Origin of the sequence: uncultured Xylophilus sp., from assembly GCA_913776965.1 — a bacterium.
GTDB lineage: Bacteria > Pseudomonadota > Gammaproteobacteria > Burkholderiales > Burkholderiaceae_C > Xylophilus.
Map to the genome: position 1 here is coordinate 17,825 of CAJYQL010000047.1, position 24,212 is coordinate 42,036.

Consider the following 24,212-nt stretch of genomic DNA (forward strand, 5'->3'; position numbering starts at 1 on the left):
CGTCTTCATCCACACCCGTAACCAAGCGGTCCGCCTTTTGGTGGACGTCCGCTTGCCGGAGGGCGTGCCTAGGGTGGAAGTGCGTACCCTAAGCGACGAATCCACCATAAGCCTGTAGCCCAGACGTGGGACAGCTTCTTCCGCGACGGCCCGGCGGTCAGCGACGATTTCCTGACCGAGCGCGCAGATCAGATCAGCCGGGGCGGAAGCCGCTCTGGAGCTTCGCTATCTGATCGAGACCCACATTCTTCATCTACGCGCTGAAGCGCCGCCTCATCGGGGTACTGCCACCGGAAACGTCGTAGCCGAGCGTTTCCGGCCATCAGCCGGGCAACGGGAAACGTCAGGCGTGCCGCCCCACATCCGGCACCGCCGCCATCAACCCCTGCGTATACGCATGCCGAGGCGCCGCGAAGATCGCCTCAGCCTCCCCCTGCTCCACCAGCACGCCGCGCTGCATCACGCCCACGCCGTCGCACATGTGCCGGATCACCGCCAGGTTGTGGCTGATCAACAGATAGGTCAGCCCGAACTCGTCCTGCAGATCGCGCATCAGGTTCAGCACCTGGGCCTGCACCGACACGTCGAGGGACGACGTCGGCTCGTCGCAGACGATGAACTCGGGCTTGCTCGCCAGCGCCCGCGCGATGGCGATGCGCTGGCGTTGGCCGCCGGAGAACTGGTGCGGGTAGCGGCGGCCGTCGTCGGGGGACATGCGGACGCGGCGCAGCGCCTCGGCCACGCGCTCCGCGGTCTCGGCACGGCTCGCGGTCAGGCCCAGCACCTCCAGCGGCTCGGCGATCAGCGCATCGACCCGCCAGCGCGGGTTCAGGCTGGCGTACGGGTCTTGAAAAATCATCTGGAACCGGCGGCGCAGGGTGGCGGCGGCCTGCGGGTCGGCCCAGCGGTCCACGCCGTCGAACAGGATGCGGCCGGCGGTCGGTTTCGTCAGGCCGGCGATCATGCGGGCGACGGTCGATTTGCCCGAGCCCGATTCGCCTACCAGGCCGAAGGTGCTGCCGCGCGGGATGTCGAAACTCACGTCCTGCACCGCGTGCAGCACCTTCTTCGGCTGGCGCGTCAGGGTGCGGACCAGCCAGCCGGCCGACAGGTCGAAATCGCGCGACAGGTGCTCGACGCGCAGCAGCGGCGGGGCCGTGTCGGCGGGCGCGGTCGGGGCCTCGGCCTGCGCCGGCGGCAATGCGGCGGGCGCGGCGATGTCGGCGCCGATCTCCGGCACCGGCAGGCGGTGCAGCCGCTGGTGCACCGACGGGATCGCGGCCATCAGCGCGCGGGTGTAGGGCTCTTGCGGATGGTCGAGCACCGCGCGCACCGGGCCGGTCTCCAGCACCCGGCCGCGGTACATCACCATCACCCGGTCGGCGGCCTCGGCGATCACGCCCATGTCGTGGGTAATCAGCATGGCGGCGGTGCCGCGCTCGCGGCAGACGCGGCGGAACACGCGGATCACCTGCGCCTGCACCGACACGTCGAGCGCGGTGGTCGGCTCGTCGGCGATCAGCAACTCGGGCTCGGCGCAGAGCGCGAGGGCGATCGCCACCCGCTGGCGCATGCCGCCGGAGAACTGGTGCGGGTACTGACCCAGACGGGTTGCGGGGTCGGGAATCTCCACGTCGGCCAGCAGTTCGAGCGCGCGGGCGCGGGCCTGCGCCTCGGTCATCGGCAGATGGAAGCGGATCGTCTCGACCAGGTGCCGGCCGATGGTGAGCACCGGGTTCAGGCTGGTCAGCGGGTCCTGGAACACCATGCCGATGCGCCGGCCGCGGATGCGGCGCAGGTCGTCGCCGCGCAGGGTGTCGATGCGCTCGCCGCGCAGTTCCACCGTGCCGGCGCTGATGCGGCCGGGCGGGTCGATCAGCCCCATGACGGCGTTGCCGGTCATCGACTTGCCGGCGCCCGATTCGCCCACGACGCCCAGGATCTCGCCGGGCGCGATGTCGAAGCTCACGCCGTCGAGCACCTGCACCGTGCCGCGATACGTGTCGAACGCGACGCCGAGGTCGCGCACGCGCAGGGTCGGAGGGGAATCGTCGTGCGGCACGTTCATTGGAGCTTGGGATTCAGAGCGTCGCGCAGCCAGTCGCCGACCAGGTTGACCGAGAGCGCCAGCGCCAGCAGCACCAGCGCGGGGAACAGCAGGATCCACCACTCGCCCGAGAACAGGAAGCCCTGGCCGATGCGGATCAGCGTGCCGAGCGAGGGCTGCGTCGGCGGCAGGCCGACGCCGAGGTACGACAGCGTCGATTCCGCCACGATGGCGAGTGCGAAGCTGATCGTCGCGATCACCAGCACCGGCGCGAGCAGGTTGGGCAGGATGTGGCGCACCAGGATGCCGGCGCGGGAGCGGCCGATCACCTGCGCGGCCAGCACATAGTCCTTGTGCTTCTCGACCATGACGGCGCCGCGCACGGTGCGGGCGTACTGCACCCAGTCCGAGAGGCCGATGGCGAAGACGATCACGTACAGCGCCATGTCGTCGCGGTAGCCCGCCGGCAGCACGCCGCGCGCGATGCCGAAGATCAGCAGCGCCACCAGCAGCACCGGAAAGGTGAGCTGCACGTCGGCGATGCGCATCACCAGCGTGTCGAACCAGCCGCCCACGTAGCCCGCCAGCAGCCCGAGCGGCACGCCGATGACAAGCGACAGCGCCACCGACGCCACGCCCACCAGCAGCGACACCCGCAGCCCGTAGAGGATGGCCGACCACACGTCGCGGCCCTGGTCGTCGGAGCCGAGCGGGTAGAACACACCGGAGCCGGCCGTCTGCCACGGGTGGGTGAAGGCATCGAGCAGGTCGAGCTGCGCCGGATCGAACGGGTTCTGCCGCGCGAGCAGCGGCGACAGCAGCGCGGCCAGCAGCAGCAGCGCCAGCACCACCGACGCGACCTGCACGGTGCGCGAGCGGGCGAAGGCGCGCAGCACCGGCGCGTCGGCGTTGCGCCAGCGCACGCGGCCAGAAGGCGCGAGGGGTGGGGAAGCGGAAGGATTCGGCACGGTCATATCGCTACGTTTTCGATAGCTGCTTGCGCAGGCGGGACGGGCGCCAGGGCCTTATTTCCTGCGCAAACGCGGGTCCACCAGCAGGTAGACCACGTCCACCAGCAGGTTGATGCCGACATACAGCACCGCGATCATCAGCAGGTAGGCGGCGATCACCGGCACGTCCACCGCCTGGATCGAGGTGATGAACAGCAGGCCGACGCCCGGCCACTGGAACACCGTCTCGGTCACGATGGCGAAAGCGATCAGCGAGCCAATCTGCAGGCCGGTGATGGTGACCACCGGGATCAGCGTGTTGCGCAGCGCATGGCCGTAGTGGATGCGCCGCTCCGGCAGGCCGCGGGCGCGGGCGAAGCGGATGTAGTCGGCGCGCAGCACCTCCAGCATCTCGGCGCGCACCAGCCGCATGATCAGCGTGAGCTTGTAGAAGCCGAGCGTAAAGGCCGGCAGCAGCAGCGAGGCCCAGCCCGACGCGGTCAGGAAGCCGGTGGTCCAGCCGCCGAGCGCGACGGTTTCGCCACGCCCGAAGGACGGCAGCCAGCGCAGCTCCACCGCGAACAGGTAGATCAGCCCGATGCCGACCAGGAAGGTCGGAAGCGACACGCCGACGAGCGAGACGCCCATCACCACGCGGCTCGCCAGCCCCTCGCGGCGGATCGCGGTGTACACACCGAGCGCCACGCCGCCGACCACCGCCAGCACCGCGGCCACCAGGGCCAGTTCCAGCGTGGCGGGCAGCCGCTCGGCGATCACCTCGACCACCGGGCGCTTCAGCCGGTAGCTGATGCCCAGGTCGCCCTGCAGCGCATGGCCGAGGTAGCGCAGGTACTGCACCGGCACCGGCTGGTCGAAGCCGAGCGAGCGGGTGACCGCCGCCCGTTCCTCGACGCTCGCGTCGTCGCCGAGCAGGCTGATCGTCGGGTCGCCGATGTGGCGGAACACCAGGAAGGAGACGAGCGACACGGCCAGCAGCACGAGTGCCGACTGGCCGAGCCGCCGCAGCAGGTGGGCGAGCATCGCCGCGTTCCTGCGCGCTTACTTGCCCGAGACCTTGGCGTTCTTGAAGAAGATGTAGTTCATCGGGTCCACCGGGATGTCGAGCTTGCGGACCATCGCGTAGTCAAGCACCTGGTGGTGCAGCGGCAGGTAGATACGCTCCTTCTGCACCGTGGTCCAGATGTCGTGGATCGTCCGGTCGCGCTTGGCCTTGTCGGCTTCCGACGAGAGCGAGACGATCTTCGCGTCGAGTTCCGGGTTGCTGTAGCGGGTGGCATTGGTCGGGCCGCGGCCGTCCTTGCCGCGGGTGTGGACCAGGTAGTCGAACACGTAGGCGGAGTCGAAGGTCGGCACGCCCCAGCCGAACAGGTAGAAGTCGGTGTCGGCGGCGTTGATCGCAGCGCTGTGGATCGCGATCGGCCGTGCGTTGACGGTCGCCTTCACGCCCGCGCGGGCGAAGAAGCTGGAGAGCGCGGTGCAGATCGCCTCGTCGTTCACGTAGCGGTCGTTCGGGCAGTGCAGCGTGATGCCGAAGCCGTTGGGGTAGCCGGCGTCGGCCAGCAGTTTCTTGGCCTGGGCGGCATTGGCCTTGGGGTAGGTGTCGAACGCCTTCTCGTAGCCGTGCACGAAGGGCGGCGCGATGATGCCGGTGGGCACCGACAGGCCGCGCATCACCGCCTTCTGCAGCGCGTCGCGGTCGATCGCGAGGTTGAGCGCCTCGCGCACGCGTGGGTCGGACAGCGGGTTCTTGTCCTTTACGTCGGAATACTTCAGCGGGTCCTTGCCGACGTTCATGCCGAGGAAGATGGTCCGGTTCTCGGGGCCTTCGTTCACCCGCAGCTTGGAGTCCGCCTTCAGGCGTGCCACGTCCTGCGCGGGCACGTCCTGCAGGATGTCGATCTCGCCCGACAGCAGCGCCGCGACGCGGGTGGCCGGCGACTTGATCGGCACCAGCACCAGCTCGGTGATCTGCATCGCCGCCTCGCCCTTGCCCCAGTAGTTCGGAAACTGCTTGAAGACGGTGCGGCTGTCCTGCTCGCGCGAGGCGAGCGTGAACGGGCCGGTGCCGTTCTCGTGGCGGGTGAAGTGGTTCTCTTCCTTGCTCTTCTCGTCCTGCGGCACCTCGGCCTTGTTGGCCTTCGACCAGGCGGCGTTGACGATGAAGATGTTGACCAAGTTGTCCGGGAAGATCAGGTTCGGGCCCTTGGTCTTCACATGGACCGTGAGCGCGTCGACCTTCTTCACCTCGGCCACCGAGGCGAGCAGCGCCTTCATGCCCGACGACGGCGCGCGGGCGCGGTCGAGCGAGAACACCACGTCGTCGGCCAGCAGCGTGCTGCCGTCGTGGAACTTGACGCCGGGACGCAGCTTGAATTCCCAGACGGTCGGGTCGGACGTGAGCTTCCACGAGGTGGCCAGCGCCGGGATCAGCTTGCCCTTGATGTCGCGCAGCACCAGCGGCTCGTAGATCTGGTGCGAGATGTTGATGTTGGTGCCGGTGTTGACCGAATGCGGATCGAGCGTGGCGGCGTCGCTGGAGCGCGCCCAGCGCACGGTTTCGGCCAGGGCCGGGGCGGCCTGCAGCAGGCCGGCGGTGGCCAGGGCGGCGGCGAGCAGCGCGCGCATCGGGATCGTTGTCGTCTTCGGGTGCATGGAACAGCTCCTGGTCGGGCTTCGGGAAAAGGGAAAGGAATGCGGTGGCCGCGGCCGGCGCCATTGTGCGAAGCCGCAGGGCGACACGCGTCACCGTATGCGACATCCGCACGGCGGACCGGCCGGGGTGCGGATGGTGCAGCACGGAGCATGCCCGGGGCTTACGTCGTTTTTCTCATAAAGATTCGCTGAATCGGTCTTTTGAAGAATATGCACCGGCTCCGAGAATCGATATTTGTTTTTTCCGCAGCTGTCCCGCCCTTCCCTGACCGCCCGCCCGCCCGCCTCCCATGAATTTCCAGCAACTGCGTTCCGTGCGGGAGACCGTGCGCTGCGGCTTCAACCTGACCGACGTGGCCCAGGTGCTGCACACCTCCCAGCCCGGCGTGAGCCGGCAGATCCGCGAACTGGAGGACGAGCTGGGCATCGAGCTGTTCGTGCGCGCCGGCAAGCGGCTGACCGGCATGACCGAGCCGGGCAGCCACGTGCTGCCGATCATCGAGCGCATCCTGCAGGACAGCCAGAACCTGCGCCGGGCGGGCCAGGAGTTCGTGGCGCAGAAGAGCGGCCAGCTGTCGATCGCCGCCACCCACTCGCAGGCCCGCTACGCGCTGCCGCAGGCAGTGCAGGAATTCCGCCAGAAATTCCCGAACGTGCGGCTGCACCTGCACCAGGGCTCGCCGCGCCAGGTGGCCGAGATGCTGATCACCGGCGAGGCCGACGTGGGCATCGCCACCGAGGCGCTGGACGACTACGACGCGCTGCTGGCGCTGCCGACCTACCGCTGGACCCACGCGGTCATCGTGCCGCCGGGCCATGCGCTGCTCGACCAGCCGCTGACGCTGGCGCGGCTGGCGCAGTACCCGCTCATCACCTACGACACCGGCTTCACCGGCCGCACCCACATCGACCAGGCCTTCGCCCAGCACGGGCTGCAGGCCGACATCGTGCTGTCGGCGATGGACGCCGACGTGATCAAGACCTATGTGGGCCTGGGCCTCGGCGTGGGCATCGTCGCTTCGATCGCCTACGAGCACGAGCGCGACACCGGGCTGCGCGCCATCGACGCAGGCGCGCTGTTCGGCATCAACCTGACCAAGCTGGCGGTACGCCGCGGCGCCTACCTGCGCGGCTACGTGTACGCCTTCATCGAGAGCTTCTCGCCGACGCTGGCGCGCAGCGTGGTGGAGCGGGCGCTGAACGACGAGACGCCGGGGGCGCAGTACGACATTTGAGCCGGCGGTGGCCGGCGACGGGCGGTGGGCCTCAGGGCGCCGCGGGTCGCGGCGCGGCCGGCGCGCTGCCCGGCGGCACGACGATGTCGCGGTACATCGGCGCCAGCACCGCGAGGAAGCGGCGCTGCACGGCGAACGGCACGTCGCGCGCATCCATCGCGGCTTGCAGGTTTTCCACCACCGCGTTGAACTGCGCCCGGGTGATGTCGTAGCCCTGGTGCGCCGCGCGCATGGTGTCGCCGGTGTAGACGCACGGGCCGCCCGAGACGTGGCAGAACTGCTCGGCGATGTGCTTCTTCAGGTTGCGCAGGTTGATGCCCCGGAACGGCTCGCGGGTGCGCGGGTCGGCCAGATTGCGGGCGACGAAGTCGTCCACCAGCAGGACGATGCCCGGTTCCTCACCCAGGGCCCGGTAGACCGAAGGATCGGTGGTCCGCAGCGGGACGGGTGTCTGCGCGCGCACGTCGGCGGTGCAGAGGCAGAACAGCAGGGCGGCGAATGCCGCAGGGAGGGCGCGAAGCAGGACAGGCATGGGTACGGCGGGACCGGGAGTGCGGCCATTGTGGTCCGGGCGGGGCCGGCGTGTCGATGCCGCCACGGTCCCCCCCGGTGTCTGCCGGCCATTTCGCGCCGCCGGTCAGGCCCTCGGCCTACGGACACCTCGCGGTGCTGCACCGCAGCATTCGGGTACTGGTGTCGCACTGGCATTTCCGCCCCCACCGAGACGGCACCGCAGGGAGCAGATCACATGACCGCCAAATCGTCCTCTTCTTCGTCGTCCTCGTCGCGCCGCCGCGGCGGTGCTTCGCAACGCCTGATGGCCCAGTCGGCCGAGATGGCCATGGCCGTGCCGCAGGTGATGGCGCACCGGCTGACGCGCATGGCGCTGGCGGGCAACCATCCCAGCGCCCGCGACCGCAAGGAATTCGACCTGATGAGCGCCGAGAAGGTCGCCGCCTTCGGCGAATCCTGGGCCGCGATGGGCATGGAGATGTTCAAGGCACAGCAGGCCATGGGCGTGGCGCTGGCCGGCACCTGGGCCAAGGCGCTGATGGGCACCACGCCGTCGATGGCGGCGACGCTCGGCCAGATGCAGAGCGCGGCGCTGCAGATCGCCGCGGCGGGCATGCAGCCGGTGCACCGCCGCGCGGTGGCGAATTCGCGCCGCCTGCGCACCACCTCGCTGTTCTGACCGGCTCGCGGCCCTTCGGCACACCGTCGCCGGGCCGGCGCGTCAACCTTCCAGCTCGGCCGTCGCCTCTGCCGCTGCGAGCCGGCGGCAGCCCGCCTGCACTAGCAGGGCATCGAGCGGCTCGGGCCGGTGCAGGTGGAAGCCCTGCAGATAGTCCACGCCGAGCTCCACCACCCGGTCGAACACGGCCGGCCGGTCCACGAACTCGGCGACGGTCTTGACGCGCACCACCCGCGCCACATCCACGAAGCAGCGCACCGCCGCCTCGTCGAGCGCGTCCTCGACCACGTTGGTGATGAACTGCCCGTCGATCTTCAGCACGTCCACGCCCAGGTTCTTCAGGTAGCCGAAGGACGAGGCACCGGCGCCGAAATCGTCGAGCGCGGTGTGCACCTGCAGTTCGCGCACCTGCCGCACGAAGGCGGCGGCGTCGAGCAGGTTGGTGATCGCCGCGGTTTCGGTGATCTCCAGGCATAGCCGCGCGCAGACCGCGGGGCCGGCCTGCTGCAGCATCTCGATCGCGTAACGGCGGAAGGCCGGGTCGCCGACCGACTGGCCCGACAGGTTGACGCACAGCGTCTCGATCGCATCGACCGAGCAGCCGGCGAGCCGGTCCAGCACCGCCCGCAGCACCCAGCGATCGATGCGCGAGCACAGGTGGAAACGCTCGGCGGCCGGCAGGAAGGCGCCGGGGCCGACGACCGTGTCGTCCTCGCTCTTCATGCGCAGCAGGATCTCGGCATGCAGGCCGCGGGTGGCCGGGGCCTGCGGAGCGACGATGCGCTGGCCGTAGAGCACGAAACCGTCGTCGTCGAAGGCCTGCTCGATCCGGGCGGCCCACTGCATCTCGCCGTGGCGGGCCTGGATCGCGGCGTCGGAATCGAACCAGGCGTGCACCCGGCTGCGGCCGGCCTCCTTGGCGGCGTAGCAGCTGCTGTCAGCCGCCTGCATCACCGCCGCCAGCCCCGGCCAGCGCGCATCGACCGGCACCAGCCCGATGCTGGCGCCGATGCGGAAGCGGCGGCCTTCGTGCTGGAAGCGGAAGGCCTCCATGCGTTCGCAGATCTTCTGCGCGACGCCTTCGGCCTGCCCGGGGGCGCAGTGCTCGAGCAGGATCGCGAATTCGTCGCCGCCGAGCCGGGCGACGGTGTCGCGGCCGCGCACCACGCCGTTGAGCAGCCGGCCGACCAACCGCAGCAGCGTGTCGCCGGCCGCATGGCCGCAGGCGTCGTTGACGATCTTGAACTGGTCGAGGTCGATGTAGAGCAGCGCGTTGTGGCTGCCGTCGGCCTGGGCGCGGCGCAGGAGGGTGTCGAGCCGGCTTTCGAATTCGGCGCGATTGACCAGGCCGGTCAGCATGTCGTGGGTGGCGCGGTAGCTCACCTCGCCGGCGATGCGGCGCTGCTCGGTCACGTCGCGGAACACCAGCACCGTGCCGAGGACCGCTTCGGCCTCGCTGCGGATCGGCGCCACCGAGGCTTCGATGCCCATCTCGTGCAGGCTGGACGGCACACGCAGCAGTGCGTCGGCCAACGCCACCACGTCCTGCGCCTGCAGGCACTGCACGACCGGGTCGGGCAGCGGCGTCTGGTCCTGGGCGGACACCAGCTGGCACAGCTGCACGAGCGGCCGGCCCTGCGCGTCGCCGAGGGTGCAGCCGAGCAGCCGCTCGGCCATCGGATTGAGCCAGGTCACGGCGGCCTGCGCGTCGGTAGTGACCACCGCATCGCTGATCGAGCGCAGCGTGACGCGCAGCAGCTCGTGCTGGCGCGCCAACTCGGCGCTGGTGCGCGAGAGCCGAGTGTGTGCGTCGCGCAGCGCCAGTTCGCGCTCCATGTCGGCGGTCACGTCCTCGAAGGCGCCGAAGATGCAGGTCGGCAGGCCGCCACTGCCGAAGTGGGTGGCACCGGTCAGGCGCACCCAGAGCACGCGGCGGTCCGGGCGCAGCAGCGGCAGCTTCAGGTCCCATTCGCCGCCGCCGGCGAGCGAGGCTCGCACCGCCAGCCGGATGCGCACCCGCGCTTCCGGCGGGAAGTAGCCCATCGCTTCTTCCACCGTGGGCCGATGGCCGGGCGGCAGGCCGTGGAGGCGGCAGGTCTGGTCGGACCAGTACACCGTCCTGGCGCCGAGCGCCATCTCCCAGCCGCCGACACCGGCCGCCGCCCCGATGCGGTCGAGCAGCCGCTTGCTGGTGCGCAGCGCCTCGTCCTGCTGCTTGCGCGCGCTGATATCCAGGTCGGCGCCGCAGACCCGTTCGGGCCGGCCGGCTGCCGTGCGGCTCTGCACCTGTCCCCGGCTCTCCACCCACACCCAGTGGCCGTCGCGGTGGCGCATCCGCATCTCGATCCCGAAGCCGGCATCGTCGGCCGCGACGTGCTGCAGGAAGACGCGGCGCGCCGGTGCCCAGTCGGCCGGATGCACCCAGGCCGCGAGGTCGGCGATGCGGTGCAGGCCGAGCGTTTCCGGGGTGTGGCCGAGCATCTGCGCCCAGCGGTCGTCGACCCGCAGTGCGCGGGTGCAGAGGTTCATCTCCCAGGTGCCGGCGCGGGTGGCCGCGAGGATCGAGGACAGCCGGTGCCGGTCGGCCTCGATCGCCCGCTGGGCCTCGGCCTGCCGCTGCAGGGCAGCCTGCGCCGCGCGGCGCTGTTCCAGCGCGCGGGCGGCCGCCTGGGCCAGGTGCTGCAGCGCTGCGCGCTGGCCGGCGTCGAGTGCACGGGGCCGGTAGTCGTAGACGCACAGCGCGCCGACCCGCAGGCCGTCGGCCAGCTGCAGCGGCGCACCGGCATAGAAGCGCAGCCCCGACGGCCCGGCGACCCGCGGCAGGTCCACGAAGCGCGGGTCGCGGCGGGCATCGGAGACTTCGAGATACCCGCCGCCTTCGAAGACGACATGGCTGCAGAAGGTGTCGTCGCGCGGCACCGCCACCGGGGCGCCGGTGCCGATCTGGGCCTTGAACCAGCTGCGGTCGCGGTCGAGCAGGCCGATGGTCGCCATCGGCGCATCGCACAGCCGCGCGGCGGCCTGCACCAGGGCATCGAATTCCGGCTCCGGCGGCGTGTCGAGGACCGCCATCTGCGCGAGCGCCTGCTGCCGCGCGTCCTCGTCTCGGTCGATCTGCGCCCGGGCCGGGGGCAGCGGCGATGTCATGGCGCGGACCGCGGGGTGTCGCTGGTGTAGAGCAGGTCGGCGAGGCGGTTGCTCTTCCAGTACACGTCGTCGCCGCCGGCGGCGCGGTTGATCACCCGCGCCAGCACGAACAGCAGGTCCGACAACCGGTTGAGGTACTGGCGCAGCGCGGGGCGCAGCGGCTCGGCGGTGCCGAGCGCAACGACCGCCCGCTCGGCCCGGCGCGCGACGGTGCGGCAGACGTGTGCCTGTGCCGCGCCGCGCACGCCCGCCGGCAGGATGAATTCGGCCAATCGCGGCAGCGCGGCGTTGTGGGTGGCGAGGGCCTCGTCGAGCTGCAGCAGCGCCGTCTGGCGCAGCAGTTCGGAGCCGGGCACCGCCAGTTCGCCGCCGAGGTCGAACAGGTGGTGCTGGATGTCGACCAGCAGCGCGCAGACCGACGCCGGCAGCGCGCTTTCGCAGAGCAGCAGGCCGATGTGGGAATTGAGCTCGTCCACGTCGCCGAGCGCCTGGATGCGCAGGTGGTCCTTGGGCACGCGGGTGTTGTCGCCGAGGCCGGTGGTGCCGTCATCGCCGGTGCGGGTGACGATCTGGGTGAGGCGTTGGCCCATGGTGCTGCGGTCGCTCGCGGAAAAGTCGATAAAGCCGGGCAGATGCCGGGCGAAAAGAGCGCAACAGCGGCTCGAAAGGGCGCGTTTATAGCCCGTCGCGTGTTTTTTTCCCACACTGCGGGGCGGGTCGAACGCCCGTGCTGTTTTGAACCAGATAGCGCTAAACCGCGCGTAACGGCCACGCCTTGCGCTATCGATAAAGGAGCAAAATAAAACCGGCGATGCTTCCAGTCGTATCAGCTGCAAGGTCCCTGTCAGCCAGGCAACGCACTGCAATGTCGTTTGGCGATGCGACGGGCGGCAGGTCCAATCGAGGCTTGTCTCACTGCCGGAACCCTGCATGGCCCGACGCTTCACCGTTTTCCGATTTCCTGTCTCCCGTACCGCTCCCACCGCCGCCCCGCGCACGCACGGCCTGCCGTTCGATGCCCGCAGCGTGCTGCTGTTCTCCCTGCTGACCTTCGGCATCGCCGCCGCCCTCCATGCGCAGCCGGCGTCGGCCGCACAGGCCGCCGGCACGCCGGACGTGGGCGCCGTGTTCCAGCGAGCCGATGCCGACCGCGACGGCCGCCTGAGCCGCAGCGAGGCCGACTACCTGCCCACGGTCGCCAGGTACTTCGACCGCATCGACACCGACCGCGACGGCAGCATCTCGCTGCAGGAACTCACCGCCGCCGTGAAGTCCTGACGCACGGGCGGGGCCGGGGCCGCACCGCCTTCCGCGGCGGCCCGGCCTTGCTTTCCGCCCCCGGGGCGCTACCCTCGCAGGCCGGACCGCGGACCGGTCCGCCCTTCACGAGAGAGAGACAGCCCCGATGAACGCCCCGACCATCCCGACCCATCTCCAGCCGGTTGTCGCCCAGCGGCCGGTGCCGGCCGCCCTGCTCGACGCGCTGGTCGCCCGCTTCGGCCCGGCGCAGTGCTCCACCGCTGCCGCGGTGCGCGAGCAGCACGGCCGCGACGAATCGGTCTACGACGTGCCGCCGCCGGCCGCGGTGGTGTTCGCCGAGAGCACCGCCGACGTGGCCGATGCGGTGGCGCTGGCCGCACGGCATGCGATGCCGGTCATCCCCTACGGCGCGGGCTCCTCGCTCGAAGGCCACCTGCTGGCGGTCCAGGGCGGCATCAGCATCGACGTGTCACGGATGAACCGCATCCTGCGCATCGACAGCGAGGACCTGACCGTCACCGTGCAGCCCGGCATCACCCGTAAGCAGCTGAACGAGCAGATCAAGGACACCGGCCTGTTCTTCCCGATCGACCCGGGCGCCGACGCCTCGATCGGCGGCATGGCCGCCACGCGGGCCAGCGGCACCAACGCGGTCCGCTACGGCACCATGCGCGAGAACGTGCTGGCGCTGGAAGTGGTGACCGCTGCCGGCGAGGCGATCCGCACCGGCACCCGGGCGCGCAAGTCGAGCGCCGGCTACGACCTGACCCGGCTGATCGTCGGCAGCGAAGGCACGCTCGGCGTTATCACCGAAGTCACGCTGCGGCTCTACCCGCTGCCCGAGGCGGTGTCGGCGGCGATCTGCTCGTTCCCGAGCATCGAGGCGGCGGTCCGCACCGTGATCCAGACGATCCAGATCGGCGTGCCGATCGCACGGGTGGAACTGATCGACGCGAACACGGTACGCATGGTCAACGCGCATTCGAAGACCACGCTGCGCGAGGAACCGATGCTGCTGATGGAGTTCCACGGCTCGCCCGCGAGCGTGCAGGAGCAGGCCGAGACGGTGCAGGAGATCGCCCGCGACTTCGACGGCAACGCCTTCGAATGGGCCAGCACGCCGGAGGAACGCACCCGCCTCTGGACCGCCCGCCACAACGCGTACTTCGCGGCCGTGCAGTCCCGCCCCGGCTGCCGCGCGATCGCCACCGACACCTGCGTGCCGATCTCGCGCCTGGCCGACTGCCTGCTCGATTCGGTCGCCGAGGCCGACGCCAGCGGCATCCCCTACTTCCTGGTCGGCCACGTGGGCGACGGCAATTTCCACTTCGGCTACCTGATCGACCCGCACAGCCCCGAGGAACGCCAGAAGGCCGAGGCGATGAGCCACGCGCTGGTGACCCGCGCCCTGTCGATGGAAGGCACCTGCACCGGCGAGCACGGCATCGGGCTGCACAAGATGGGCTTCCTGGTGGACGAAGCCGGCGCCGGCGGCATCGAGATGATGCGCGCGGTGAAACGGGCGCTGGACCCGCAGAACATCCTGAATCCGGGGAAGATCTTCGCGCTGTGACCGCGCAGCTATCGAAAACATAGCTGCTTGCGCAGGCAGGGCGCGCGCCAGGACCTGTTTCGATCATGATCCTCCCCGTGTCTGACGGACCTGCGCCCGGCAGCGCCCGACCCCGGCACCGCGCTCGCGCCTGCGCCGCGCGTGCCGCCCTCGCCGTGGCCGCGCTGACCGCAGGCTGTTCGTCCGAAGACCCGGACATCAGCCGGCAGCTGGCGCACCGGGTCGCTGCGCAGCCGGACGGACCGGTCGATCTCGCGCAGATCGGTCCGGCGGACTGGGAGAGGGTCTGCGTCCTCGGACCGTACACCCTCAACGCGCAGGCCGAAGCCGTGCTCGGTTTCGCCTGGGACGCCGAGCGGCGGACACGCATCGCCGCCGCCGACGACATCGTGGTGCTGGTCTTCGTCCGCGGTGCCGACGTGCGAGCTTATACCCAGCACCCGCGGCGCGCAGGCGACCTGGCAGGCCTGCAGCCGCCCTGCCTTCCGCGCGCCCGCGCCCAGGTCGTCCGCCGCACCGAGGCACGCGGGTGGATTCATCGAGATGCGCAGCATCCGCCCCGGTAGCGGACCCGCCTCCGCTGCGCGCCGCGCGGCATTCCGATGCGGCGACGCCGCAGTCCGGCGATGCGCAACGCCGGGCGTCTTCCGCATTCCCCTGCGCCGCTGCATCATGGCGAGCCGGTCACCGCCCGGCTTTGCAGCACCCGCCGCTTGACGTACGCCTATGCCGAGGAGCTGCATGTACCCCTCGAACGACTACATCCTTCGATTTTTCGATGCTTTCGGGCCTTTTGCGCCCATCCCGCTTGCGCGACCAGCTCTTATTTCGATAGCACGGAGGCCGATATGAAGACCCCTACCGATGTACCGCCCATCCGCCGCACGGCAGCCGATCGTGTGGCGGCCGCGATGCTGCTGGTGGTTGGCGTGATCCATCTGCTGCCGGTCACGGGCGTGCTGGGCGGCTCCCGGCTCGATGCGCTCTACGGGCTGGCGATCGAGGGGCCGGACCTCGCCATCCTGATGCGCCACCGGGCGGTGCTGTTCGGCCTGCTGGGCGCGCTGCTCGTGCTGGGGGCGGTGCGGCCGGCCTACCGCACGGTGGCCTTCGTCGCGGGCTTCGTCAGCGTCGTGTCGTTCCTGGCGCTGGCGTGGTCGGTGGGTGGCTACAACGCGGCGCTGCACCGCGTCGTCGTGGCCGACGGGGTCGCCCTCGTCTGCCTGGTCGTGGGCGCCACGGCGCAATGGCGCTGCCGTCGCAGGCTTTGACGAACGGCCGCTACGCTCCTCTTCCTCCTCCGACCGCGACGCAGACCATGCACGGCCCCTCCCCCGACACCGCCCATCCGATGCCCGGCTTTCCGCAGGTGTGCTTCCTGCGGAACACGGTGCGCAATCCGCACATCGTGATCGGCGAATACACCTACTACGACGATCCGGACGGTGCAGAGCACTTCGAGCAGCGCAACGTGCTCTACCACTTCCCGTTCATCGGGGACCGGCTGGTGATCGGCCGGTTCTGCGCGATTGCGCGGGGTGCGAAATTCATCATGAACGGCGCGAACCACCGGATGTCGGGCATCTCGACCTATCCGTTCCAGATCTTCGGCAATGGATGGGAAAAGGCGATGCCGGCGCCCGGCGACCTGCCGACCAAGGGCGACACGGTCGTCGGCCACGACGTCTGGATCGGCTACGACGCCCTGGTGATGCCCGGCGTGCGGATCGGCGACGGTGCGATCGTCGCGGCGCGGGCGGTCGTCACGGCCGACGTGGCGCCCTATACCGTCGTCGGCGGCAACCCGGCACGGCCGATCCGGGAACGCTTTCCGCCGGAGGTGGCGCAGCGCCTCTGCCGCATCGCCTGGTGGGACTGGCCGGTGGAGACGATCACGCAGTACCTGGACCGCATCGTCGCAGGCGATGTGGAGGCGCTGGCGCAGTGCCGGCCTGACCGCGAAGGCGGCACGGCGGGCCGCTGATGCGGGCGTGACCCTGCGCTCGGATCGCGCCGGGGCAGGGTCCGCGCCGCAATCCGTGGCCGTCATGCTGCAAGAGCGCAAGGACGGTGGAAGGTAAGTGGCGGTAGCGGGTGGCGGTGGCGGCAGAATGGACAAGCACAAACCGGCACGCGGGTTTTCCCGGGCGGAACCTCACGTCTATTCGTATACGATATTTCGTACATCGAAGGATTTAGCCCATGCTCCCCTGGCTCACCCCCACCGCCGAAGGCTCGTCGTTCGTCGAGACCGTCCGCAGCACCTCACTGTCCAAGCTGGTCCGCGACGACCTGATGGGTCAGATCCTGCACGGCGGCCTGTTGCCGGGCGACCGGATCAACGAGCCCGACGTGGCCGCCCGGCTGGGCGTGTCGCGGGTGCCGGTACGGGAGGCGCTGCGCGAGCTGGAAAGCTCGGGGCTGGTGATGGCGCGCAAACATGCCGGCGTGTTCGTGCGCACCCTCGATGCGGACGAGGTGCGCGGCCTGTACGAGCTGCGCAGCCTGCTCGACGGCCATGCCGGCCGCAAGGCGACGCAGCTGCCGCTGCCGGCCCGCCGGGCACTGGCCGGCCGGCTGGACGACTCGATTGCCGCGATGCGCGACGCCGCCGCCGTGCACGACGTGACCCGCTACTACGCCGAGAACCTGCGCTTCCACTGGCTGATCGTCGAGACCGCCGACAACCTGCCGCTGGCCGACACCTACCGCAGCGTGGTGCAGCGGCTGCACCTGTCGCGGCTGAAGAACCTGTCGCAGGACATGGGCATGCAGGCCTCGATCGCCGAGCACGCCGAGATCGCCCAGGCCCTGCGCGACGGCGATGCCGTGCGCTGCGAGGCGCTGCTCGCCACCCACGTGCAGGACGCCTTCGCCCGGCTGTCCGCCACGGCCGCCTGAGCGTCCGCGCCGCGGGCCTGCCGCCGACCCCATCCCGCCAGGCCGCACGGTGCGGCCGCCGGAGATCCCCCTCACAGAAAAGAAGGAGACAACCACCATGCAACGACGCACCCTGCTGCAGGCCGCCCCGGCCCTGCTGCTGCCCTCTTCCCTGGCCGCGCTGCCCAGCGCGGCGCACGCCCAGGGCTATCCGGAGAAGCTGATCCGCTACATCGTGCCGGTGGCGGCCGGCGGCGGCAGCGACCTGGTCGGCCGCACCGTGACCGAGCGCTGGGGCAAGGCGCTCGGCCAGTCCTTCGTGGTGGACAACCAGGGCGGCGGCGGCGGCGTGATCGCCTGCCAGGCCACCGCGCGCGCCGCGCCCGACGGCTACACGCTGATGCAGGGCTACGTGGCGACGCACGGCACCAGCCCGGCCACCCGCAAGGTGCCCTATGACCCGGTGAAGGACTTCACGCCCATCGGCATGATCGGCGCGACGCCCAACGTGCTGGTGATCGACCCCAAGCTGCCGGTGAAGGATTTCAAGGACTTCGTCGCCTACCTGAAGGCGAACCAGGGCAAGGTCAGCTATGGCTCGGCCGGCGCGGGCTCCCTCACCCACCTGACGATGGAGCTGATGGCGCAGCAGCTCGGCACGCCGATGGTCCATGTGCCGTACCGCGGCGTGGCCCCGGCGCTGACCGACGCGATGGGCGGCCAGACCCAGGCGGTGTTCCCCGGCCTCGCGGCGGCGCTGCAGCACATCCGCGGCGGCCGGGTACGAGCGCTGGCCGTGACTGGCAGCCGCCGGGCGCCGCAGCTGCCCGACGTGCCGACGCTCGACGAGCTGGGCCTGAAGAATTTCGATGCGGTGCAGTGGTACGGCGTGGTCGGCCCCGCCGGCATGCCGCCTGCGGTCGTCGCCAAACTCAACGAGACGCTCAACACGGTGCTGCGGGCACCCGACATGCGCGAGAAGCTCGGCGGCGAGGCCGTGGAGCCGATGCCGATGTCGGCCGCCGACTTCGGCGCCTACCTGCGCAAGGACCTGGCGCGCTGGACGGCGCTGGCCAAGGCCCAAAATATTAGTCTGGATTAACCCCCCAGCCTGCGCGCTGCGCGCTCCGGCTTCCCCCCTTCGCTGCGCAAGGGGGGCGGCGCCGGTGGACCGGCAGAGCCGGATCCACGGCGCCCCCTTGACGACCGACTGAAGCGTACGGTTGTCGATCGCGCCCTCTTGTTCCTTTCCCTCACCTCACCTATTCCTATGGCACGCAATACCCAGGTCACCGCCGACCACAACGCTCCGCCCGTCACCCGCATCCTGGCCGAATACGTCGCGAACCATCCGTCCCGCGGCTGGATCGATGCGGTGGACCGCGTGGCGCACCGCACCTTCCTGAACTGGCTGGGCTGCGCCGTCGGCGCCGCGCACCACGAGGCGGCCGACGCCGCGCTCGCAGCCGTGAACGTGCTGCAGCCGGCACCGCAGGCGACCGTCGCCGGCCGCGCCGAAAAGGTCGACATCGCCAGCGCGGCGCTGGTCAACGGCATCACCTCGCACACCTTCGATTTCGACGACACGCACCTGAAAACCATCATCCACCCGGCCGGACCGGTCGCCTCGGCGCTGCTGGCGCTGGCCGAGCTGAAGGGCTGCAGCGGCCGCCAGGTGATCGACGCGCTGGTGCTCGGCATCGACGTGGCCTGCCGCATGGGCAATACGCTCTATCCGGACCACTACGACCGCGGCTGGCACATCACCGGCACCACCGGCATGCTGGGCGCGGCGGCCGGCTGCGCGCGGCTGCTGGGGCTGGACGCGGACAAGACGCAGATGGCGCTGGGCATCGCGGCGTCGCAGCCGGTCGGCCTGCGCGAGCAGTTCGGCACCATGACCAAGCCGTTCCACCCGGGGGCGGCGGCGCGCGCCGGCCTGATGTCGGCGCTGCTCGCCGAGCAAGGCTTCACCGCCAGCCCGCGTGCGCTGGAGGCACCGCGCGGCTTCGCGCAGGTGGTGTCCACCAAGACCGCCTGGCACGAGATCACCGACGAGCTGGGCGAGCGCTTCGAGATCTCTTTCAACAGCTACAAGCCGTTCGCCTGCGGCATCGTGATCCACCCGAGCATCGACGCCTGCGTGCAGCTGCGCGCCCAGGGCGTGCGCGCCGAGGATGTGGAGCGCCTCGAGCTGCGGGTGCATTCGCTGGTGCTGGAACTCACCGGCAAGAAGGAACCGGCCGACGGCCTGCAAGGCAAGTTCAGCGTCTACCATGGCTGCGCCGCCGGGCTGATTTTCGGCAAGGCGACCGAGGACGAATACGCCGACGACATCGTCAACCGCGCCGACATGGTGGCGCTGCGCCGCAAGGTCGTCGCCACGGTGGACGACAGCATCGACGAGGCCAGCGCCGACGTGGTCGCGGTGCTGCAGGACGGCCGCCGGGTGCATGTGTTCGTCGAGCATGCGATCGGTTCGCTGCAGCGGCCGATGAGCGACGCCGACCTGGACGCCAAGTTCCGCGGCATGGCCGACCCGGTGCTGGGCGCCGGCCGCACCGGCGAGCTGATCGCCGCCTGCCGTGCGCTCGGCGACGCGGCCGACGTGCGGGCGCTGGCGGCGCTGGCGCGGCCGGCATGAGCGCGGCCGATGCCACCCGGCCGGCGCGGCCGCGCATCGTCGTGCTCGACGACTGGGAGCGCGCGCTGCAGCGTCTGGCCGACTGGTCCGGCATCGCGGCGCGTGCCGACGTCGAAGTGCACCATGCGCCGCTGCACGGCGACGCGCTGCTGCAGGCCCTCGCGCCGGCCGACGCGGTGGTGCTGCTGCGCGACCGCACGCCGTTCGACGCCACCCTGCTCGCCCGCCTGCCGCGGCTGCGCTACCTGGTGTTCACCGGCACCCGCAACACCCGGCTCGATCTGGCGGCACTGGAGGCCCGCGGCATTCCGGTGAGCCACACCGGCTGGGGGCCGTCGAAGGACAGCACCTGCGAGATGGCCTGGGCGCTGATCCTGGCCGCCACGCGGCGGCTGGCGGCGCAGTCGGCCCAGCTGCGCGCCGGCGGCTGGCGCGACCCGGCCGGCGGACCGCTGCCGCCGGTGCTGCGCGGGCAGCGGCTCGGCCTGATCGGCCTGGGCGAGATCGGCGGGCGGGTCGCCGCCATCGGCCGCGCCTTCGGCATGGAGGTCGCGGCCTGGAGCCCGCGCATGACGGCCGAGCGTGCCGCGGCGCACGGCGCGGTGTTCGTGCCGCTGGAAGAGCTGCTGGCTACCTCCCGGGTCGTCAGCCTGCACCTGGTGCCAACACCGCAGACACGCCACTTGCTGAACGCCGAACGGCTGGCGCTGATGGCGCCCGGCAGCGTGCTGGTGAACACCTCGCGCGCCGCGCTGGTGGATCCCACTGCCCTGGCCGACGCCCTGCGCGCCGGCCGCCCGGGCCAGGCCGCGCTCGACGTGTTCGACGCGGAACCGCTGCCGGCCGACGATCCGCTGCGCGACGCGCCGAACCTGCTGCTGACGCCGCACACCGGCTTCGTCGCGGAACCGGTGTTCCAGCGTTTCGCGGACGACGTGGTGGAGTGCCTGGGGGCGTGGCTCGACGGGGTGGCGCTGCCGCGGCGGGTCGCTGCCGTGGCGCCATGACAAAAGCGGGCCGCAGCCCGATTTTTTGGTGGGAGCCGTGCGGTGCTTACTGCTTCGCCAGTTCCGCCTGCGTGGCCGCGTCCAGCCGTCCGGTCTGCGCGATGCCGCGGTCCTTCTGGAAGGCGCGCAGGCCGGCCGTGGTGCGGCCGCCGGCGGCGCCGTCGGGCGTGCCGACGTTGTAGCCCAGCTGGTTGAGCCTGGCCTGCGCGTCGCGCATCGACATGCCGGCCGCGCCGCGGGCGCCGGGGGCGAAGGTCTGCGACGGGGCAGCCGCGCCGTCCACGCCCAGACGGCCGCCGCCGCCCAGACCCTGGCCCTGCACCGACTGCGCCTTGTAGTTGCGCAGCGCGCGGACCATCTGGTTGAAGGCGTCCATGAAGGCGGCGGCGATCACCTTGCCTTCGGCGGTGTTGGAGTAGCCGCCCAGGCCGCCGCCACCGCTGCCGCCGAACAGGCTGCCCACCGCACCGAAGTCGATCTTGGAGGCGCTGCCCTCAGAAGCCGCGACCTGCACGCCCGAGCGGTTGTCGATCAGCGTCAGCATCGTGCTGGCTTCCTTGGTGTTCAGGCTGCCGGCCAGGCCGGCCAGCAGCGCACCGCGACCGCCGCCGACGATGCCGCCGAGGCCCGCACCCATGCCGCCGGCGTTGTTGTTGCGGAAGATGACTTCCGGCGACAGGCCGTAGTCCGACGCCACCATCTGGCCGGCGCCCATGTTGCTGCCCTGGCGCATCTCGCCAGACTGCATCAGCGCACGTTCGCGGGTCATCGCGCCCATGCCGGCGGCGCTGCGCTCGACGACGACGAAGCAGTTGGACTGCTGGATCAGCAGGCGCAGCAGGTTGGCGGTCGGCGGCAGCCGGTATTCGTTGCGCAGGATGGTGTACCAGCCGGCCTGCTGGTTCTCGATCAGGGACACCGTGCCGAGCGGCGCCGGGCAGCGTTCGAGCTGGCTGCTGGCCCCGTCGGTCGCGCCGCCGGCGGCCGCGCCGGTCGCCATCGTCTTGGCGCCCGCGCTGCCCATCTGCATGTCGGTGGTGACGCAGCCGGTGAGGCCGGCGAGCGTCAGGGCAGCAACGCAGGCGGTGGCGGTGGAACAGAACGATGTCATGGCGAAACCCCTCGGATATGTTGTGAGAAAACGGTCGTCGGCGTAAGCGAACGAATCGGCCCGCAGCATAAACGGCGCGTGAGGCGCCAGCAACACAGCCGACCGCCGCCCGTCGCCCCATGCGATCCGTCCGGCGGATGGTCCGGTTTTCGGGGGTGTCAGGGCACGCGGTAGAGCCAGACCGTCCGGCCCGCGGCCACCGGCAGGCGCCGGCCGCCCGGTGCTTCCCGCGCATCGACCGGGAACTCCAGGCTGGCGAGCCAGCTGCCCGGCTGCATCTCGGCGCGCGCCTTGGCCCAGGCGCGCGACATGCTCTCCGGCCGCTGGAACAGGTAGACCAGCGCATGGCCCGACCAGTCGTCGCGCCACAGGTCGCCCTGCCGCACCCGCGCCCAGGGGCAGCGCAGGGCGCAGGCGATGCGCAGCGGCCAACTGCGTTCGGTGCCCTGCAGCCGCGCCTGCGGATAGGCGCTGCGCAGCGCGATCAGCCCGTCGCCCAGGCCGCAGCCGGCGTCGAGCACCGACGCACCGGGCGGCAGCGGCGCCGCACGGGTCAGGCCGGCCAGCGCGCCGGCCGGGGTCGGGAAAATCGGCGCATCGCGCCACGCATGCACCGGGTAGACCAGGAGCAGCAGCCCGAGCGGCAGCAGCCAGGTCCAGGCGGCGAACTGCGCCGCGCCCGACAGCGCCAGCGACAGCGGAAATCCCGCCGCGACCAGGATGCGCCGCCACCAGCGCCCGGTCGCGAGGCTGCCCGCCACGCCCGCCAGCGTGCCGAGCGCCAGGGCCACCCAGGCCGGCAGCCCGAGCCGTTGGCCGAAGACGAACAGCGTCCAGCCCGCGCCCCAGGCCAGCAGGGCCGGCAGGGGCCAGGGCAGGAGCCGTGCGGCGCGGGACATCGCCGGCGGTGCTGTCAGCCCGCGGCGCCGGCTGCCCGGCGCAGCCGCTCGATCAGGCCGTTCAGCTCGTCGAGCGAGCCGAACTGGATCGCGAGCTCGCCCTGCTCTTCCAGGCGGCCGTGGCGCTTCACCCGCTTCTTGATGCGCACCTCGACCTGGGCGGTCAGGAGGTCGGAGAGTTCGTCTTCCACCCGCTGCAGGTCGCGCGATTTCTCGGTGCGGGCCGCGGACGGCTTCTGCGCCTGCAGGCTGAATTCGGCGCCGATCTTCTTGGCGAGCGATTCGGCTTCGCGCACCGACAGCTTGCGCGCCGCGATCTGGTGGGCCGCGGTGATCTGCGCCGCGCGGTCCAGCGCCAGCAGCGCGCGGGCATGGCCCATGTCCAGGTCGCCGGCCATCAGCATGGTCTGCACCGGGTCGGCCAGGTTCAGCAGGCGCAGCAGATTGCTGGCGGCGCTGCGTGAGCGGCCGACCGCCTGTGCCGCCTGCTCGTGGGTCAGGCCAAATTCCTTCACCAGCCGCTGCAGGCCCTGGGCCTCTTCCAGCGGGTTCAGGTCCTCGCGCTGGATGTTCTCGATCAGCGCCATCGCGGCGGCGGACTCGTTCGGCACGTCGCGTACCAGCACCGGCACCCGGTCGAGGCCGGCGAGCTTGGCCGCGCGGAAGCGCCGCTCGCCCGCGATGATCTCGTAGCGGGCGGCGCTGCCGTCGGCCGTCGGGCCGTCGAGCCGGCGCACCAGGATCGGCTGCATGATGCCCTGCGCCTTGATGCTCTCGGCCAGTTCGTACAGTGCGCCCTCGTCCATCCGGGTGCGCGGCTGGTACATGCCCGGCGCCATCTCGGCGAGTGCGAGCGTTGTGGGCAGGCCGGGATCGGCGGCGGAGTCGGCGGCGGGGGTGTCGCTCGCTTTCGGGCCGAGCAGCGCTTCGAGGCCGCGGCCGAGGCCCTTGGGTTTCTTGGTGACCATGCGGAAAGAGGAAGAGGAAAGGAATCTCAGGAAGCGGAGGATGCGCCAGCGGCCGTGCGGGCCAGCAGTGCCTGCAGCAGCGTATGGCCGGCGGGCCAGTCGCCCAGGCCGGCATCGGCGTTCAGGTGGCCCTGCGGGCCGGTGACGGCGACCGGCGCACCCCACGCCGCGGCGAGCGCCCGGACGCGCGCTTCCGATCCGTACGGATCGTCGCTGCTGGCGACCACCTGCGCCGCAAACGGCAGCGGCTGCAGCGGCGTGCGGGCCCAGCCGGGCAATTGCGCCTGCAGATCGGGCCGCGCGATATCGGGCGGCGCGACCAGCAGCGCGGCCTGCACCCGACCGGGCACCGCCGCATGGCGCGAATGGGCCGCCCAGGCCGCGACCAGCCAGCAGCCCAGGCTGTGCGCCACCAGCACGACCGGGCCGGGCGTGTCGGCGACGACGGTGTCGAGCTGTGCGCACCAGTCGCCGCGCAGGGGGCGGGCCCAGTCGTGCTGCTCCACCCGGCGGTAGCCGTACAGCGCTTCCCAGCGGGTCTGCCAGTGGTCGGGTCCGCTGCCGTGCCAGCCGGGCAGCGTCAGCACCGTCGGCGGATCGTCTGCTATGAAATGCATAGCTGGATA

22 protein-coding genes are annotated in these 24,212 nt (G+C 71.0%); 11 read left to right on the forward strand and 11 right to left on the reverse strand.

Features of this window, described 5'->3' with window-relative positions:
- Positions 1–343 precede the first annotated feature (343 nt).
- From QZ500_RS06670 to QZ500_RS06685, 4 genes are read right to left on the reverse strand one after another with little or no spacing between them, the layout of a single operon-like run.
- A complete protein-coding gene (locus QZ500_RS06670; RefSeq protein WP_295852572.1) occupies positions 344–2,068 on the reverse strand; it encodes an ABC transporter ATP-binding protein in 1,725 nt (574 codons plus the stop codon).
- The gene (locus QZ500_RS06675; RefSeq protein ID WP_295852574.1) at positions 2,065–3,021 is read right to left on the reverse strand and encodes an ABC transporter permease; all 957 of its coding nucleotides are present in this window, start codon (positions 3,019–3,021) and stop codon (positions 2,065–2,067) included. Before QZ500_RS06675 ends, QZ500_RS06670 begins: the two co-directional genes overlap by 4 nt.
- Positions 3,022–3,072: 51 nt before the next feature.
- Positions 3,073–4,038, reverse strand: a complete 966-nt coding sequence (locus tag QZ500_RS06680) for an ABC transporter permease (protein ID WP_295852577.1) — start codon at positions 4,036–4,038, stop codon at positions 3,073–3,075.
- Positions 4,039–4,056: 18 nt separating this feature from the next.
- Positions 4,057–5,670 carry an ABC transporter substrate-binding protein gene (locus tag QZ500_RS06685; protein WP_295852579.1) on the reverse strand — a complete coding sequence of 538 codons (1,614 nt, stop codon included), beginning with the start codon at positions 5,668–5,670 and terminating at the stop codon, positions 4,057–4,059.
- Positions 5,671–5,960: 290 nt separating this feature from the next.
- On the opposite strand from QZ500_RS06685, the gene QZ500_RS06690 reads away from it, so the two are divergent.
- Positions 5,961–6,905: a CysB family HTH-type transcriptional regulator gene (locus QZ500_RS06690; RefSeq protein WP_295852583.1), complete on the forward strand. Its 945-nt coding sequence runs from the start codon at positions 5,961–5,963 to the stop codon at positions 6,903–6,905.
- Between the two features lie 31 nt (positions 6,906–6,936).
- Here QZ500_RS06690 and QZ500_RS06695 read toward each other — a convergent pair whose 3' ends face one another.
- Complete coding sequence (locus QZ500_RS06695; RefSeq protein WP_295852587.1) at positions 6,937–7,437, reverse strand: group 1 truncated hemoglobin; 501 nt, start codon at positions 7,435–7,437, stop codon at positions 6,937–6,939.
- Positions 7,438–7,653: 216 nt separating this feature from the next.
- On the opposite strand from QZ500_RS06695, the gene QZ500_RS06700 reads away from it, so the two are divergent.
- Positions 7,654–8,097: a polyhydroxyalkanoate granule-associated phasin gene (locus tag QZ500_RS06700; protein WP_295852592.1), complete on the forward strand. Its 444-nt coding sequence runs from the start codon at positions 7,654–7,656 to the stop codon at positions 8,095–8,097.
- Between the two features lie 42 nt (positions 8,098–8,139).
- On the opposite strand, the gene QZ500_RS06705 is transcribed toward QZ500_RS06700, so the two are convergent.
- Together QZ500_RS06705 and QZ500_RS06710 are read right to left on the reverse strand one after the other, a co-directional pair.
- Positions 8,140–11,244: an EAL domain-containing protein gene (locus QZ500_RS06705; RefSeq protein WP_295852594.1), complete on the reverse strand. Its 3,105-nt coding sequence runs from the start codon at positions 11,242–11,244 to the stop codon at positions 8,140–8,142.
- A complete protein-coding gene (locus QZ500_RS06710) occupies positions 11,241–11,834 on the reverse strand; it encodes a cob(I)yrinic acid a,c-diamide adenosyltransferase (RefSeq protein ID WP_295852597.1) in 594 nt (197 codons plus the stop codon). Before QZ500_RS06710 ends, QZ500_RS06705 begins: the two co-directional genes overlap by 4 nt.
- A gap of 340 nt (positions 11,835–12,174) precedes the next feature.
- On the opposite strand from QZ500_RS06710, the gene QZ500_RS06715 reads away from it, so the two are divergent.
- The 9 genes from QZ500_RS06715 to QZ500_RS06755 all read left to right on the forward strand — a co-directional run bounded on the left by QZ500_RS06715 (position 12,175) and on the right by QZ500_RS06755 (position 20,608).
- Positions 12,175–12,522, forward strand: a complete 348-nt coding sequence (locus QZ500_RS06715; RefSeq protein ID WP_295852600.1) for a hypothetical protein — start codon at positions 12,175–12,177, stop codon at positions 12,520–12,522.
- 127 nt (positions 12,523–12,649) lie between these two features.
- Entirely contained in the window at positions 12,650–14,077 is a 1,428-nt protein-coding gene (locus QZ500_RS06720; RefSeq protein WP_295852602.1) for an FAD-linked oxidase C-terminal domain-containing protein, read from the forward strand.
- Positions 14,078–14,154: 77 nt separating this feature from the next.
- Positions 14,155–14,643 (forward strand): hypothetical protein, encoded by a 489-nt coding sequence (locus QZ500_RS06725; RefSeq protein WP_295852605.1) that lies wholly within the window; start codon positions 14,155–14,157, stop codon positions 14,641–14,643.
- A gap of 282 nt (positions 14,644–14,925) precedes the next feature.
- Positions 14,926–15,348: a phosphopantetheine adenylyltransferase gene (locus QZ500_RS06730; RefSeq protein ID WP_295852607.1), complete on the forward strand. Its 423-nt coding sequence runs from the start codon at positions 14,926–14,928 to the stop codon at positions 15,346–15,348.
- A gap of 47 nt (positions 15,349–15,395) precedes the next feature.
- Positions 15,396–16,061 carry a Vat family streptogramin A O-acetyltransferase gene (locus QZ500_RS06735; RefSeq protein WP_295852610.1) on the forward strand — a complete coding sequence of 222 codons (666 nt, stop codon included), beginning with the start codon at positions 15,396–15,398 and terminating at the stop codon, positions 16,059–16,061.
- Positions 16,062–16,279: 218 nt separating this feature from the next.
- Positions 16,280–16,978: an FCD domain-containing protein gene (locus QZ500_RS06740; RefSeq protein WP_295852616.1), complete on the forward strand. Its 699-nt coding sequence runs from the start codon at positions 16,280–16,282 to the stop codon at positions 16,976–16,978.
- 97 nt (positions 16,979–17,075) lie between these two features.
- Positions 17,076–18,059: a tripartite tricarboxylate transporter substrate binding protein gene (locus QZ500_RS06745; protein WP_295852621.1), complete on the forward strand. Its 984-nt coding sequence runs from the start codon at positions 17,076–17,078 to the stop codon at positions 18,057–18,059.
- 168 nt (positions 18,060–18,227) lie between these two features.
- The gene (locus QZ500_RS06750) at positions 18,228–19,601 is read left to right on the forward strand and encodes an MmgE/PrpD family protein (RefSeq protein WP_295852629.1); all 1,374 of its coding nucleotides are present in this window, start codon (positions 18,228–18,230) and stop codon (positions 19,599–19,601) included.
- Positions 19,598–20,608, forward strand: coding sequence for a D-2-hydroxyacid dehydrogenase family protein (locus QZ500_RS06755; protein ID WP_295852634.1), 1,011 nt, complete (start codon positions 19,598–19,600; stop codon positions 20,606–20,608). Before QZ500_RS06750 ends, QZ500_RS06755 begins: the two co-directional genes overlap by 4 nt.
- Before the next feature lie 46 nt (positions 20,609–20,654).
- Here the strand turns inward: QZ500_RS06755 and QZ500_RS06760 are convergent, their stop codons facing one another.
- From QZ500_RS06760 to QZ500_RS06775, 4 genes are all read right to left on the reverse strand, one after another.
- The gene (locus QZ500_RS06760; RefSeq protein ID WP_295852636.1) at positions 20,655–21,719 is read right to left on the reverse strand and encodes a peptidoglycan-binding domain-containing protein; all 1,065 of its coding nucleotides are present in this window, start codon (positions 21,717–21,719) and stop codon (positions 20,655–20,657) included.
- 158 nt (positions 21,720–21,877) lie between these two features.
- The gene (locus QZ500_RS06765; RefSeq protein WP_295852639.1) at positions 21,878–22,618 is read right to left on the reverse strand and encodes a class I SAM-dependent methyltransferase; all 741 of its coding nucleotides are present in this window, start codon (positions 22,616–22,618) and stop codon (positions 21,878–21,880) included.
- Positions 22,619–22,632: 14 nt separating this feature from the next.
- Positions 22,633–23,586, reverse strand: a complete 954-nt coding sequence (locus QZ500_RS06770) for a ParB/RepB/Spo0J family partition protein (protein ID WP_295852643.1) — start codon at positions 23,584–23,586, stop codon at positions 22,633–22,635.
- A gap of 26 nt (positions 23,587–23,612) precedes the next feature.
- Positions 23,613–24,203 carry an alpha/beta fold hydrolase gene (locus tag QZ500_RS06775; RefSeq protein WP_295852646.1) on the reverse strand — a complete coding sequence of 197 codons (591 nt, stop codon included), beginning with the start codon at positions 24,201–24,203 and terminating at the stop codon, positions 23,613–23,615.
- Between the last annotated feature and the right edge of the window lie 9 nt (positions 24,204–24,212).